18 protein-coding genes are annotated in these 13,476 nt (G+C 68.3%); 16 read left to right on the top strand and 2 right to left on the bottom strand.

Annotated elements, in window-relative coordinates; translation table 11 throughout:
- Positions 1-2 precede the first annotated feature (2 nt).
- From motD to EA796_RS09215, 6 genes are all read left to right on the top strand, one after another.
- A complete protein-coding gene (gene motD, locus EA796_RS09240) occupies positions 3-821 on the top strand; it encodes a flagellar motor protein MotD (RefSeq protein WP_122108408.1) in 819 nt (272 codons plus the stop codon).
- Positions 822-903: 82 nt separating this feature from the next.
- Positions 904-1,692 (top strand): ParA family protein, encoded by a 789-nt coding sequence (locus EA796_RS09235; RefSeq protein WP_021444534.1) that lies wholly within the window; start codon positions 904-906, stop codon positions 1,690-1,692.
- An 87-nt stretch (positions 1,693-1,779) separates the two neighbouring features.
- Positions 1,780-2,568: a CheW domain-containing protein gene (locus tag EA796_RS09230; protein WP_122108407.1), complete on the top strand. Its 789-nt coding sequence runs from the start codon at positions 1,780-1,782 to the stop codon at positions 2,566-2,568.
- Between the two features lie 98 nt (positions 2,569-2,666).
- Positions 2,667-3,146, top strand: a complete 480-nt coding sequence (locus EA796_RS09225) for a chemotaxis protein CheW (protein ID WP_021445082.1) — start codon at positions 2,667-2,669, stop codon at positions 3,144-3,146.
- The gene (locus EA796_RS09220; protein WP_122108406.1) at positions 3,146-3,544 is read left to right on the top strand and encodes a DUF2802 domain-containing protein; all 399 of its coding nucleotides are present in this window, start codon (positions 3,146-3,148) and stop codon (positions 3,542-3,544) included. Before EA796_RS09225 ends, EA796_RS09220 begins: the two co-directional genes overlap by 1 nt.
- Positions 3,545-3,660: 116 nt before the next feature.
- Positions 3,661-4,104: a rhodanese-like domain-containing protein gene (locus EA796_RS09215; RefSeq protein WP_122108405.1), complete on the top strand. Its 444-nt coding sequence runs from the start codon at positions 3,661-3,663 to the stop codon at positions 4,102-4,104.
- Here the strand turns inward: EA796_RS09215 and EA796_RS09210 are convergent.
- Together EA796_RS09210 and EA796_RS09205 are read right to left on the bottom strand one after the other, a co-directional pair.
- Positions 4,085-4,426 (bottom strand): EscU/YscU/HrcU family type III secretion system export apparatus switch protein, encoded by a 342-nt coding sequence (locus EA796_RS09210; RefSeq protein ID WP_122108404.1) that lies wholly within the window; start codon positions 4,424-4,426, stop codon positions 4,085-4,087. The two genes, EA796_RS09215 and EA796_RS09210, sit on opposite strands and share 20 nt — an antisense overlap.
- Complete coding sequence (locus EA796_RS09205; RefSeq protein ID WP_122108403.1) at positions 4,423-5,964, bottom strand: flagellar hook-length control protein FliK; 1,542 nt, start codon at positions 5,962-5,964, stop codon at positions 4,423-4,425. The genes EA796_RS09210 and EA796_RS09205 overlap by 4 nt, the downstream gene beginning before the upstream one ends.
- A 161-nt stretch (positions 5,965-6,125) precedes the next feature.
- Here EA796_RS09205 and ccmA point away from each other — a divergent pair, with 161 nt between their 5' ends.
- The 10 genes from ccmA (at position 6,126) to EA796_RS09155 (ending at position 13,464) form a co-directional block, all read left to right on the top strand.
- The gene (gene ccmA, locus EA796_RS09200) at positions 6,126-6,770 is read left to right on the top strand and encodes a cytochrome c biogenesis heme-transporting ATPase CcmA (RefSeq protein WP_122108402.1); all 645 of its coding nucleotides are present in this window, start codon (positions 6,126-6,128) and stop codon (positions 6,768-6,770) included.
- On the top strand, positions 6,767-7,438 hold the full coding sequence (gene ccmB / locus EA796_RS09195; protein ID WP_122108401.1) for a heme exporter protein CcmB: 672 nt from the start codon (positions 6,767-6,769) through the stop codon (positions 7,436-7,438). The genes ccmA and ccmB overlap by 4 nt, the downstream gene beginning before the upstream one ends.
- Positions 7,439-7,510: 72 nt before the next feature.
- A complete protein-coding gene (locus EA796_RS09190) occupies positions 7,511-8,266 on the top strand; it encodes a heme ABC transporter permease (protein WP_122108400.1) in 756 nt (251 codons plus the stop codon).
- The gene (ccmD, locus tag EA796_RS09185; protein WP_021443802.1) at positions 8,263-8,439 is read left to right on the top strand and encodes a heme exporter protein CcmD; all 177 of its coding nucleotides are present in this window, start codon (positions 8,263-8,265) and stop codon (positions 8,437-8,439) included. The genes EA796_RS09190 and ccmD overlap by 4 nt, the downstream gene beginning before the upstream one ends.
- Positions 8,436-8,924 carry a cytochrome c maturation protein CcmE gene (ccmE, locus tag EA796_RS09180; protein ID WP_021443801.1) on the top strand — a complete coding sequence of 163 codons (489 nt, stop codon included), beginning with the start codon at positions 8,436-8,438 and terminating at the stop codon, positions 8,922-8,924. The genes ccmD and ccmE overlap by 4 nt, the downstream gene beginning before the upstream one ends.
- Positions 8,921-10,900: a heme lyase CcmF/NrfE family subunit gene (locus EA796_RS09175; protein WP_122108399.1), complete on the top strand. Its 1,980-nt coding sequence runs from the start codon at positions 8,921-8,923 to the stop codon at positions 10,898-10,900. The genes ccmE and EA796_RS09175 overlap by 4 nt, the downstream gene beginning before the upstream one ends.
- Positions 10,897-11,451, top strand: a complete 555-nt coding sequence (locus tag EA796_RS09170) for a DsbE family thiol:disulfide interchange protein (protein ID WP_122108398.1) — start codon at positions 10,897-10,899, stop codon at positions 11,449-11,451. Before EA796_RS09175 ends, EA796_RS09170 begins: the two co-directional genes overlap by 4 nt.
- The gene (locus EA796_RS09165) at positions 11,448-11,936 is read left to right on the top strand and encodes a cytochrome c-type biogenesis protein (RefSeq protein ID WP_122108397.1); all 489 of its coding nucleotides are present in this window, start codon (positions 11,448-11,450) and stop codon (positions 11,934-11,936) included. The genes EA796_RS09170 and EA796_RS09165 overlap by 4 nt, the downstream gene beginning before the upstream one ends.
- Positions 11,933-13,144: a c-type cytochrome biogenesis protein CcmI gene (gene ccmI, locus EA796_RS09160; RefSeq protein WP_122108396.1), complete on the top strand. Its 1,212-nt coding sequence runs from the start codon at positions 11,933-11,935 to the stop codon at positions 13,142-13,144. The genes EA796_RS09165 and ccmI overlap by 4 nt, the downstream gene beginning before the upstream one ends.
- A complete protein-coding gene (locus EA796_RS09155; protein WP_122108395.1) occupies positions 13,141-13,464 on the top strand; it encodes a hypothetical protein in 324 nt (107 codons plus the stop codon). Before ccmI ends, EA796_RS09155 begins: the two co-directional genes overlap by 4 nt.
- The last annotated feature ends 12 nt before the right edge of the window (positions 13,465-13,476 follow it).

Here is a 13,476-nt window from a genome sequence, read left to right as displayed (position 1 = left end):
TCATGGCGCGTCGGCGGCAGCATGAAGAACACGAGAATCACGAGCGCTGGCTGGTGTCCTACGCGGACTTCATCACACTGCTGTTCGCCTTCTTCGTGGTGATGTACTCGATCTCCTCGCTCAACGAGGGCAAGTACAAGATTCTCTCCGAGACCCTGACCGGCGTGTTCAACCAGCCGGATCGCTCGATCAAACCGATCCCGGTGGGCGAGGAGCGGCCGCGCACCGGCGAGCCCGAGCGCGCCTCGCTGGACGAGGCCAGCAGCGAGACCCCGGACGACTCCCTGCAGGACATCGCCGCCAGCGTGCGCCAGGCTTTCGGCGAGCTGATCCAGAACGAGCAGCTGACCGTGCGCGGCAACGAGATGTGGATCGAGATCGAGCTGAGTTCCAGCCTGCTGTTCCCCAGCGGCGACGCGCTGCCGAACAACCAGGCGTTCGACATCATCGAGAAGGTCGCCAAGATTCTGGCGCCTTATCAGAATCCGGTGAAGGTGGAAGGTTTCACCGACAACCTGCCGATCCAGACCAGCCAGTTTCCGACCAACTGGGAGCTGTCCTCGGCGCGGGCGGCGAGCATCGTGCGTATGCTGGCCATGGACGGCGTCGATCCGGCGCGGCTGGCGGCGGTCGGCTACGGCGAGTTCCAGCCGGTGGCGGACAACGCCACGGCCGAAGGGCGGGGGCGCAACCGCCGCGTGGTGCTGGTGATTTCGCGCAACCTCGACACCCGGCGCAGCGCCGGCAGCACCGCGGCGCAGCAGTCCGGCGCTGGCACGCAACCTGCACCGGCGCCTGTGTCGGAGGTTCCGCAATCGTGAGCCGTCAAATCCCAGTCGTCTGCTGCGTGCCGGCGACAGCCATTCTCGGCCTGAGTGCTTCACGCCGGGAGGATGAAAGAAGATGAAAGTCTGGGCAGTAGCCAATCAGAAGGGTGGTGTCGGCAAGACCACCACCTCCATCGCCCTGGCCGGCCTGCTGGCCGATGCCGGCAAGCGGGTGGTGGTGGTCGACCTCGACCCGCACGGGTCGATGACCAGTTATTTCGGCCATGATCCCGATGCGCTGGAGCACAGCTGCTTCGACCTGTTCCTGCACCAGGGCGGCGTGCCCCAGGGCCTGCCCAGGCAGCTGCTGCACGGCACCAGCCACGAACGCATCTCCCTGCTGCCGTCGAGCACTGCGCTGGCCACCCTGGAGCGCCAGTCGCCGGGGCAGAGCGGCCTGGGCCTGGTGATCGCCAAGAGCCTGGCGCAGCTGTGGGAGGATTTCGACCACGCCATCATCGACAGCCCGCCGCTGCTCGGCGTGCTGATGGTCAATGCCCTGGCCGCCAGCCAGCAGCTGGTGATCCCGGTGCAGACCGAGTTTCTCGCGGTCAAGGGCCTCGAACGCATGGTCAGCACCCTGGCCATGATCAACCGCTCGCGCAAGCAGGCGCTGCCCTACACCATAGTGCCGACCCTGTTCGACCGCCGTACCCAGGCCTCGATGAGCACCCTGCGGGTGCTGCGCAACAGCTATCCCGAGCACCTCTGGCAGGCCTACATCCCGGTCGATACCCGTCTGCGCGATGCCAGCCGGGCCGGGCGCACGCCCTCGCAGTTCGATGCGGGCAGTCGCGGGGTGATCGCCTATCGGGCATTGCTCAAGCACCTGCTGAGCCATCAACCGGCAGCGCAGGTGGCCTGACATGCCCGTCTGTGTTGAACTGGCGCACTCAAGTCGGGCCGGGCTGCGGCCGATAGGCTGTACAGGTCTCCATCACGGGTTTCAGTCATGAGTCGTACCCTCGCCACCGCCACGCGTTCCCAGCTGGCCCTGCAGTCCTACCTCGACGGTCTGTTGCAGGAGGCTGCGGCCGAGCTGGAGATGTCCGTCAGCCTCGAGGAATTCGAGAGCGCGGTGCTCGAGGAGCAGGTGCGCGATGCGCGCCTGACGGCGCCTGCGCCGGTCGCTCCCGCACCTGTCGTCGCGCCGCGCGCGCCGGTGGCCCTGGTGGTCGCGCCGGAGGTGGAGGTGCAGGCCCCGCCGCTTGCCGCGCCGCTCGAAACGCCGCCGGCACAGCCGGCCGCGCTGCAGCTGGAGGGGCGGCCGAGCTGGGCCGAGGAGCCGTTCGAGTGCCTGCTGTTCGATGTCGCCGGCCTGACCCTGGCCGTGCCGCTGATCTGCCTGGGCTCGATCTATCCGCTGGAGGGCCAGGAGCTGACGCCGCTGTTCGGCCAGCCGGACTGGTTTCTCGGCATCCTGCCGAGCCAGGCGGGCAACCTCAAGGTGCTGGACACCGCACGCTGGGTGATGCCCGATCGCTACCGCGAGGATTTCCGCGAGGGCCTGCAGTACGTGATCTCGGTGCAGGGCTATGAATGGGGGCTGGCGGTGCATCAGGTCAGCCGCTCGATCCGTCTCGACCCGGCCGAGGTCAAGTGGCGCAGCCAGCGCACCCAGCGGCCCTGGCTGGCCGGTACGGTGATCGAGCACATGTGCGCGTTGCTCGACGTGGCGGCACTCGCCGAATTGATCGCCAGCGGCGGCGCCAAGCGCCTCGCCGCCGGCAAGCTGCACTGAGAATTGGCGGGCCCGCGCGTGCGCCGGGCTCTAAAGTTGATGACAAGCGGGTCGACCCGCGCATGCCGCAGCGAGCGGTTTTTGACGAGGCTAGGGACATGAAGAAAAGTTCTGCACAGGGTGCCGAAGATCCGATTCTGCAGTGGGTGACCTTTCGCCTGGACAACGAGACCTATGGCATCAACGTGATGCAGGTGCAGGAAGTGCTGCGCTACACCGAGATCGCCCCGGTGCCGGGGGCGCCGAGCTACGTGCTGGGCATCATCAACCTGCGCGGCAACGTGGTCACCGTGATCGACACCCGCCAGCGCTTCGGCCTGGGCTCGGCGCCGGTCACCGACAACACCCGCATCGTCATCATCGAGGCGGACAAGCAGGTGGTGGGCATCCTGGTCGACAGCGTGGCCGAGGTGGTCTACCTGCGCCAGTCGGAGATCGAGACCGCGCCGAACGTGGGCAACGACGAGTCGGCCAAGTTCATCCAGGGCGTGTGCAACAAGAATGGCGAACTGCTGATCCTGGTCGAGCTGGACAAGATGATGACCGAGGAAGAGTGGTCGGAGCTGGAGAGTATCTAGTGCTCGAAGCCGCCCTGATCGCCCTGGCGCTGCTCTGCGTGGCGCTGGGCATCGTCTGCCATGGCCTGTACCGCAACCAGCAGCGCATGCTGGCGGAGCAGGCCAAGTGCGATGCCGTGCGCGACGCGCGGATCAAGGAGCTGGGCAAGCGCCTGGATGCCTACCTGACCGGCAGCATCCGCATGGGCGAGGAGTTGCACGAGCTGCGCCGGGTGGTGGCGCCGCTGCCGGACAAGCTCAGTCAGATCGAGCAGCGCGACCCCAGCAGCCTGTCCTTCACCCAGGCCGCGCGCCTGGTCGGCATGGGCGCCAGCGTCGAGGATCTGACCCAGTCCTGCGGCCTGAGCCAGGCCGAGGCCGAATTGATCAGCCGCCTGCACCAGTCCAAGGCGCAATAATCGACGCATAGTCGTCGGCGTTCTTAAAAGCTCGTCCGATCTTCGCCAATCAATCCTAGTACGCCCCCTGGCCACGCCTAAGCTGATGCTGTAGGCATCGCCGCGGGGTGTTCGTCATGCATCGCCTGATTCTGCTGTTGGTCGGCTGGCTGCTGTGCCTGCCGCTCGCCGCCCAGGACGCGCCGCTGGAGGTACGCGGCGCGATCACGGTCAACGTGCTGCAGGCCAAGCACCTGTACGACCACGGCGCGCTGTTCATCGACGTGCGTCCGTCGCGCGAATGGGGCTGGGGCCATGTCCACGGTGCCCTGCACATGGACCTAGCCGGACGCTTCGCCGGGCTGCAGCAGAGGCACTGGCCGCGCGAGCTGCCGCTGGTGATCTACTGCGACAGCGAGGTCTGCCCGCAAAGCGCGCAGGCGGTGCAGCAGGCGGTAGCCTGGGGCTTCAGTCGGGTGTTCTATTTCCGCGGCGGCTACTTCGCCTGGCAGCTGTTCGACTTCCCCAGCGGCAAGGGCGCGGCCGGCGAGGCGCTGGCGGTCAGCCTGCCGGTCCCTTGAGCCGCGGCAGCGGCGGGCTGACGTCGCGCTCGGCGTCGGCCGCGAAGCCGGGCGGGGTCTTGCCCTGCAGGTACCAGGCGAAGGCGATGATCTCGGCGATGCAGCGGTACAGCGCCTCGGGGATGGCGTCGCCCAGCTCCAGGCGGGCCAGCAGGCGCACCAGTTCGGCATTCTCGTAGATCGGCACCTCGTATTCGCGGGCGATGGCGAGAATGGCCTCGGCCAGTTCGTCGTCGCCCTTGGCGCTGAGCACGGGGGCGCTGTGCCCGTCGTAGTTGAGGGCGATGGCCTGGCGCGGCTCGGCCTTGCTCTTGCGGCTCATGCGGTTTCGTCCACCCAGCGTTGTTCCAGCGTGGTTTTCGGCCCCTGCGGCGGCAGGCCCTGGCTGCAGGCCAGTTCGCCGACCTCGAGGCCGGCGGCCTGCAGGCGTTCGCGCAGGTTGCCGAGTTCGGCGCCGATCAGGTGGGCGGTATCGGCGCGCTCGGCCCACAGCTGGCTGGACAGGCTGCCGCGCAGCAGTTGGGCGCGCACCTGCAGCGGGCCGAGGTGGTCGAGGTCGAAGGCCAGCTCGACGCGCCAGAGGGTTTCCTTATGCTCCGGCTTGTCCGCCTTGCCGCTGTCCTCGCGCTGCAGCTTGATCTGCAGCGGGATCAGCTCCTGCTGGTGGCGCATGGGCAGCTCTAGCTGCCAGGTGGTCAGCAGGTTGCCGTTGGCATCTACCTGGGTCTGCGCCAGGCTCGACAGCTGGTGGGTCTGCAGGCGCGAGACGGCCGCGGCGGCGAGTTTGAGCAGGGTTTCCAGGTCGGCCTCGCCATCCAGGTTCTGCAGCAGCCGCGACGGCAGGGGAAAGCCGAGGGCCTGTTGGCGCGCAGCGCCGGCGGGGCTGAGACCGCCGAGCATCTGCCGGGCCAGCGCCGGCAGCGCCTGGCCCATGGCGCCCTGCAGGCCGGCGAGGGTGGCGGCGCCGCCGGGCAGTTGTGGCAACAACTGGGCGATCAGGCGCAGCAGGTTGGCTTTCAGGTCCTGGGGCAGGGCGGCAGTCTGGCCCTGCAGCAGTTTGGCTTCCAGCAGCACGCCGCTGCCTTCCAGGGCCTGGGCCAGGCCCTTGGCCGTGCTCAGTTGGGCGCTGTCGGGCAGGGCGCCGAGCAGGCGCTCGATACCGCTGCGCAGCTCGCCGCTCAGTTCGGCCTTGCCGGCCAGGCCCTGCAGCCCCTTGAGCAGGCCCTCCAGCGAGGCCTGGCGATTGTGCTGGGCGGCCAGCTGCTGGCCCAGCACCAGTTGATCGAGGCGGCCGCTGAGCGGCAGGAAATTCAGGCTCTGGCTGCCCTGTACCTGGGCGCTGAGCAGGCTGCCCAGAGGCAGCGCCAGCGGGCTGTCGAGGGCCAGCTGGCGGCCGGCCAGCGGGGTGTTGAGCAGGTTGACCAGCAGCCGGTAGACCGCCTGTGCGCCCTGCGGCGGCAATGGCTCGCGACTGAGTACCTTGCCCTGTACCAGGGTGCCGGGCGGCAGTTGTTGCAGGTCGAGGCTGGTCAGCGGCTTGTCGCCGCCGGCCTGCAGCGCCAGGGCCAGGCGGGTGTCGGACAGCGCGGTGACCAGCAGCGCGCTGCCCTGGGCCAGCGGTCGCGGGCTCTCGGCCTGCAGGGTGGCCTGGCGCCCGCCCGCCAGGGTCAGCTTGAGCAGCAGTTGGAAACTCTGCGCCTGTTCCTTGAGGGCGATCACCTCGGCCTTGGCGCTTTCGCCGGCCGCCAGCAGGCCGTCCAGCGGCTGCAGCAGGCGCACGGCCAGGTCGGCGGCGCTGACGGCGGGGCGCACCGCCGGCGGCGTGGCGGGAAGCGGACGGGGACTGCTGATTTCGCTCATAAGCGCTCGGTAGGCCGAAAGTCTATTAACACCCTGTCGAAAATGCTGACTGCGGGGACAGTGATGCGACATGTATAATGCCGCCCCGTTCCGCACCGCACTTCCGGCTCGCGTCAGTATAGCGGCCGGGGCACCGCCGACTTTAACCCTGCCAGGTAGCGATGACACCTCCCGCCCCCCTTCTCGAAGCCGTGGCGCTCAGCTGTGAGCGGGATTGGCGCATGCTTTTCGAACACCTGCATTTTCATCTGCAGGCCGGCGACATGCTGCAGATCAGCGGCCCCAACGGCAGCGGCAAGACCAGCCTGCTGCGCCTGCTGGCCGGGCTGATGCAGCCCACCGCCGGCAGCATCCGCCTGCAGGGTAGGCCGCTGGCCGAACAGCGCGGCGAACTGGCGCGCAATCTCTTGTGGATCGGCCACGCCGCCGGCATCAAGGGCCTGCTGAGCGCCGAGGAAAACCTGGCCTGGCTCTGCGCGCTGCACACCCCGGTCGGCCGCGAGGCGATCTGGCAGGCGCTGGCCGCCGTCGGCCTGCGCGGCTTCGAGGACGTGCCCAGCCACACCCTGTCCGCCGGTCAGCAGCGCCGCGTCGCCCTGGCGCGCCTGTACCTGACCGATGCGCCGCCGCTGTGGGTGCTCGACGAGCCTTTCACCGCGCTGGACAAGCAAGGGGTGGCGCAGCTGGAGCAGCACCTGGCGGCGCACTGCGAGCGCGGCGGGGTGGTGGTGCTGACCACCCACCACAGCCTGCAGCACAAGCCGGCCACCTACCGCGAACTGGACCTGGGGCAGCACGCCGCATGAGCAACGTCTTCAGCCTGCTGCTCGCCCGTGAAATGCGCCTGCTGGCGCGGCGTCCGGCCGAACTGGCCAATCCGCTGGTGTTCTTCGCCATAGTGGTCGCGCTGTTCCCGCTGGCGGTGGGGCCGGAGACGCAATTGTTGCAAACCCTTTCGCCGGGGCTGGTGTGGGTGGCGGCGCTATTGGCCGTGCTGCTCTCGCTGGACGGGCTTTTCCGCAGCGATTTCGAGGACGGCTCGCTGGAACAGTGGGTCCTTTCGTCGCACCCCCTGCCTCTTCTGGTGTTGGCCAAGGTGCTGGCACACTGGCTGTTCAGCGGTCTGGCGCTGGTGCTGCTGGCGCCCCTGCTGGCGCTGATGCTCGGCCTGCCCGGGCGCTGCCTGCCGGTGCTGCTGCTGTCGCTGCTGCTCGGCACCCCGGTGCTGAGCCTGCTCGGCGCGGTGGGCGCGGCGCTCACCGTCGGTCTCAAGCGTGGCGGCCTGCTGCTGGCGCTGCTGATTCTGCCGCTGTACATCCCGGTGCTGATTCTCGGCAGCGGGGCGCTGCAGGCGGCCCTGCAAGGATTGCCGGCGACCGGCCACCTGTTGTGGCTGGCCAGCCTCACCGCCCTGGCGGTGACCCTGACACCTTTTGCAATTGCCGCCGGCCTGACCATCAGCGTCGGCGAATAATAACGAACCGTGAACCGTGGCCCGCGCTTCCCCGGATTGCATCCGGGCCACGTTTGAGTGATGAGTCGAGCGATGAACTGGACGTGGTTTCACAAGTGGGGTTCGCCCAAGTGGTTCTATGAGATCAGCGGCCGCTGGCTGCCCTGGCTGAGCATCGCCGCCGGGCTGCTGATCGCCGCCGGGCTGGTCTGGGGCCTGGCCTTCGCGCCGCCGGACTACCAGCAGGGCAACAGCTTTCGGATCATCTACATCCACGTGCCGGCGGCCTTCCTCGCCCAGTCGATCTACGTGATGCTGGCGGTCGCCGGCCTGGTCGGCCTGGTGTGGAAGATGAAGCTGGCCGACGTCGCCCTGCAGCAGGCCGCGCCCATCGGCGCCTGGATGACCGCCATCGCCCTGCTCACCGGCGCCATCTGGGGCAAGCCGACCTGGGGCACCTATTGGGTGTGGGACGCGCGCCTGACCTCGATGCTGATCCTGCTGTTCCTCTACTTCGGCGTGATCGCCCTGGGCAACGCCATCAGCAACCGCGACAGCGCGGCCAAGGCCTGCGCCGTGCTGGCCATAGTCGGGGTGGTCAATATCCCGATCATCAAGTACTCGGTGGAGTGGTGGAACTCGCTGCACCAGACCGCCACCTTCAGGATCACCGAGAAGCCGGCCATGCCGGTGGAAATGTGGCTACCGCTGCTGCTCGCCGTGCTCGGCTTCTACTGCTTCTTCGGCGCCGTGCTGCTCTACCGCATGCGCACCGAGGTGCTCAAGCGCGAGGCGCGCAGCAGTTGGGTGAAAGCCGAGGTCGAATCCCTGGTGGAGGGCAAGGCATGAGTTTTTCCTCCTTCGCCGAGTTTCTCGCCATGGGCAGCCATGGCGCCTACGTGTGGAGCGCCTACGGCATCAGCCTGGCGGTGCTGGCGCTGAATGTGGCGTGGCCGATCCTGGCGCGCCGCCGTTACCTGCAAGACGAGGCGCGCCGTTTGCGCCGGGAGAAGTCGAAGTGAATCCGGTCCGCAAGAAACGTCTGTACATCGTTCTGGCCATCCTCTGCGGCGTCAGCATCGCCGTGGCCCTGGCGCTGACCGCGCTGCAGGAGAACATCAACCTGTTTTACACCCCGACCCAGATCGCCGACGGCGAGGCGCCGCTCGATACCCGCATCCGCGCCGGCGGGCTGGTGGAGGAGGGCTCGGTGAAGCGCTCGCCGGACAGCCTGGAGGTGGACTTCGTGGTCACCGACGGCGCCAAGGGCATCACCATCCGCTACCAGGGCATCCTCCCCGACCTGTTCCGCGAGGGCCAGGGCATCGTCGCCCTGGGCAAGGTCAACGAGCAGGGCGTGCTGGTGGCCGACGAGGTGCTGGCCAAGCACGACGAGAACTACATGCCGCCGGAAGTGATGCAGGCGCTGGAAAAGAGCGGCATGAAGCAGCAGCACGACGCCGCCACCGCCGGCAAACAGGCCTACCAGCAGGAGAGTGCGCAATGATTCCCGAGCTCGGCCATCTGGCGATGATCCTGGCGCTGTGCCTGTGCCTGGTGCAGGCCACGCTGCCGCTGATCGGCGCCTGGCGCGGCGACCACCAGTGGATGAGCCTGGCGCAGCCGGCCGCCTGGGGCCAGTTCGCCTTCCTGCTGTTTTCCTTCCTCTGCCTGACCTACGCCTTCATGGTCGACGACTTCTCCGTCGCCTACGTGGCCAACAACTCCAACAGCGCGCTGCCCTGGTACTACAAGTTCAGCGCCGTGTGGGGCGCGCACGAGGGCTCGCTGCTGCTGTGGGCGCTGATCCTGGCCGGCTGGACCTTCGCCGTGGCGATCTTCTCCCGCCACTTGCCGGAAGAGATGCTGGCCCGCGTGCTGGCGGTGATGGGCATGATCAGCATCGGCTTCCTGCTGTTTCTGATCGTCACCTCCAACCCCTTCGAGCGCCTGCTGCCAAATGCGCCGATGGACGGCCGCGACCTCAACCCGCTGCTGCAGGACTTCGGCCTGATCGTCCATCCACCGATGCTGTACATGGGCTACGTCGGCTTCTCGGTGGCCTTCGCCTTCGCCATCGCCGCGCTGCTCGGCGGCAAGCTGGACGCCGCCTGGGCGCGCTGGTCGCGGCCCTGGACCATAGTCGCCTGGGCCTTCCTCGGCATCGGCATCGCCCTGGGCTCCTGGTGGGCCTACTACGAACTGGGCTGGGGCGGCTGGTGGTTCTGGGATCCGGTGGAGAACGCCTCCTTTATGCCCTGGCTGGTCGGGACGGCCTTGATCCATTCGCTGGCGGTGACCGAGAAGCGCGGGGTGTTCAAGAGCTGGACCGTGCTGCTGGCCATCGCCGCCTTCTCCCTCAGCCTGCTCGGTACCTTCCTGGTGCGTTCCGGGGTGCTGACCTCGGTGCATGCCTTCGCCACCGACCCCGAGCGCGGCGTGTTCATCCTCGCCTTCCTGCTGCTGGTGGTGGGCGGCTCGCTGGCGCTGTTCGCCCTGCGCGCGCCGGTGGTGCGCAGCCAGGTCGGCTTCGGCCTGTGGTCGCGCGAGACCCTGCTGCTGGTCAACAACATCGTGCTGGTGGTGGCCGCGGCGATGATCCTGCTCGGCACCCTCTACCCGCTGGTGCTCGACGCCCTGACCGGGGCCAAGCTGTCGGTCGGCCCGCCTTACTTCAACGCGCTGTTCGTGCCGCTGATGGCGCTGTTGATGGCGGTGATCAGCGTCGGCGTGCTGGTGCGCTGGAAGGACACCCCGCTGCACTGGCTCGGGCGCATGCTGGCGCCGGTGCTGGTGGCCAGCGTGGTGCTGGCGCTGGTCGCCACCTTCGTCCACGGCGACTTCCACTGGGCGGTGCTCGCCGTCTGCCTGCTGGCGGCCTGGGTGGTGCTGGCCGGTGCCCGCGACATCCTCGACAAGACCCGCCACAAGGGCCTGCTCAAGGGCCTGCCGAGCCTCGGTCACAGCTACTGGGGCATGCAGATGGCACATTTCGGTTTCGCCCTGTGTGCCCTCGGCGTGGTGCTGACCAGCCTGGGCAGCTACGAGCGCGACCTGCGCATGGCGCCGGGCGATTCGGTGGAACTGGGCGGTTATCGCTTCCAGTTCGACGGTGCGGTGCACCATGAGGGCCCCAACTTCATCTCCGACAAGGGCACGGTGCGCGTGTTCGACGGCGAGCGGCAGATCAAGGTGCTGCACCCGGAGAAGCGTCTGTACACCGTGCAGCAGGCGACCATGACCGAGGCGGGCATCGACGCCGGCTTCACCCGCGACCTCTTCGTCGCCCTCGGCGAGCCGCTCGAGCAGGGCGCCTGGGCGGTGCGCGTGCACATCAAACCCTTCGTCCGCTGGATCTGGCTGGGCGCACTGCTGATGGGCCTCGGCGGTTTCCTTGCCGCCAGCGATTCGCGTTACCGGATCAAGGTGCGCACCCGCGTGCGCGAGGCCCTCGGCATGGCGGAACAGGGGGCGAACGGATGAGTATCTATGTGCGTGTGATTTTTATCGCTTTTGTCGCCGGTATTCTGGGTTCCTTTGCGTATATCTCATGGTTGCAGATGCAGAAGGGAGACATCTCCGAGCTGCCGTCGGCGCTGATCGGCAAGCCCTTCCCGGCCTTCAGCCTGCCGTCGCTGGACGATCCGGCGCGCACCCTGACTCAGGAGGACCTCAAGGGCAAACCGGCGCTGGTCAACGTCTGGGCCACCTGGTGCCCGGCCTGTCGCCACGAGCACCCGGTGCTGAACAAGCTGGCCGAGGCCGGCGTGGTGATCCACGGGGTCAACTACAAGGACGAACGCGCGCCGGCGCAGCAATGGCTGCGCGACCTGCACAACCCCTACCAGCTCAACATCGAGGACGCCAAGGGCAGCCTGGGCCTGGACCTGGGCGTGTACGGCGCGCCGGAAACCTTCTTCGTCGATGCCCAGGGCATCATCCGCCACAAGTTCGTCGGCACCATCGACGAGCGCGTCTGGCGCGAGAAGCTGGCGCCGATCTACCAGCAACTGGTCGACGAGGTGCAGCCATGAAGCGCCTGCTGCTCAGTTGCGGTCTCAGCCTGGGCCTGCTGGCCGGCGCCCAGGCTGCCATCGACACCTTCGAGTTCGCCAGCGAGGCGGAGCGCCAGCGCTACCGCAACCTGATCGAAGAACTGCGCTGCCCCAAGTGCCAGAACCAGAACATCGCCGACTCCGACGCGCCGATCGCCATGGACCTGCGCAGCGAGATCTTCCGCATGCTGGAGGAGGGCAAGAGCAACGAGCAGATCATCGACTTCCTGGTCTCGCGCTACGGCGACTTCGTGCTCTACAACCCGCCCGTCACCGGGCGCACCCTGCTGCTCTGGTACGGCCCGGCCGGCCTGCTGCTGATCGGCTTCGGCGTGCTCGGGACCATCGTCCTGCGCCGCCGCAAGCAGCAGAAGACGCGCCCGGCCGCCGGCCTCTCCGCCGATGAGCAGCAGCGCCTCGCCGCGCTGCTCGAGCAAAACTCTCAGGACAAGAAAGACCAATGATCGATTTCTGGTTGCCCGCCGGGTTGCTGCTGCTGACCGCCCTGGCGTTTCTGCTGATCCCGGTGCTGCGCATTCGCAAGCTGCAGGCCGAGGAAGACCGCACCGCCCTCAACGTCACCCTCTACCAGGAGCGCCTGCAGGAGCTGGAAACCCAGCGCCAGGCCGGCGTGCTCGACGACGCCCAGCTCGAGGCCGGCCGCGCCGAGGCCGCGCGCGAACTGCTGGCCGATACCGAAGGCGTGCAGCGCCGCAGCGGCGTGCTCGGCGGCAAGATCCCACTGCTCGCCGCCATCCTGGTGCCGCTGCTGGGCGTCGGCCTGTACCTGCACTGGGGCGCCCTGGCTCAGGTCGAGCAGACCCGCCAGCTGGCCACGCAGCAGCCGCAGAGCATCGAAGAGATGACCGTGCGCCTGGAACAGTCGCTCAAGGACAACCCGGAGTCTGCCGAGGCCTGGTACTTCCTCGGCCGCACCTATATGGCCCAGGAACGCGCCGGTGATGCGGCCAAGGCCTTCGAGCAGGCGGTGAAGCGGGCCGGCCGTGCGCCGGAGCTGCTCGGCCAGTGGGCGCAGGCGCTGTACTTCGCCGGCGGCAAGCAGTGGAACGACCAGCTGCAGGCGCTGACCGACGAGGCGCTGAAGACCGACCCGCAAGAGGTGACCAGCCTCGGCCTGCTCGGCATCGCCGCCTACGAGAGCCAGCGTTACGCCGATGCGGTGCGCTACTGGGAGCGTCTGGTGGCGGTGCTGCCGGAACAGGACCCGTCGCGCGCGGCAATTGCCGGCGGCATCGAGCGCGCCCGTCAGCAGATTGGCGCAGGCGAGCAGCCGCCGGCCGCCGCCGCGCCGGGCGCCAAGGTGCATGCCCTGGAAGTCAGCGTGGCGCTGTCGCCCGAGGTACAGGCGCAGGTACAGCCGGACGACAGCGTGTTCGTCTTCGCCCGCGCCTTGAGCGGCCCGCCCATGCCGCTGGCGGTCAAGCGCCTGAAGGTTTCCGACCTGCCGGCGCAGGTCAGCCTGTCGGATGTCGATGCGATGATGCCCGAGCTCAAGCTGTCCGGCTTTGCCCAGGTACAGCTGGTGGCGCGGGTATCGCGCGAGGGCAATGCCACCCGTGGCGAGTGGATCGGCCAGCGCGGGCCGGTGTCGAACACCGCTCGCGACACCCAGGCGCTGCTGATCGACAGCCGCGACGGTCAGGCGCAATGAAGCGCCTGGCGCTGCTCGGCGCGCTCAGCCTGAGCCTGGTCGGTTGCGCCGTGCAGCCCAGTGCGCCGGTCGGCTCGCTGCCGCCGGTGCAGCAGCCGTCCCACCCGCGCTACGCGCCGCCGCCGGGCGTGGCCAGCCACTGGAACCCGGCGCTGGGCGTCTACGTGGTCGAGGGCGCGCGCGACCTCTACTACCGCGAGCGCATCTTCTATCGCTGGGCCAGCGGCTGGAGCTGGTCGCCGCAGCCCGGCGGGCCCTGGCGCGCCACCGACAGCAGCGGCATCCCGCCGGGGCTCTACCGGCATTATCAGAGTCGCTGAAGTCTGTCCGCT

This window comes from Pseudomonas sp. AOB-7 (genome assembly GCF_003696305.1).
Lineage (GTDB): Bacteria > Pseudomonadota > Gammaproteobacteria > Pseudomonadales > Pseudomonadaceae > Aquipseudomonas.
The sequence above is the reverse complement of the archived record's forward strand: the minus strand, read 5'-3'. Positions and strand labels throughout refer to the sequence as shown.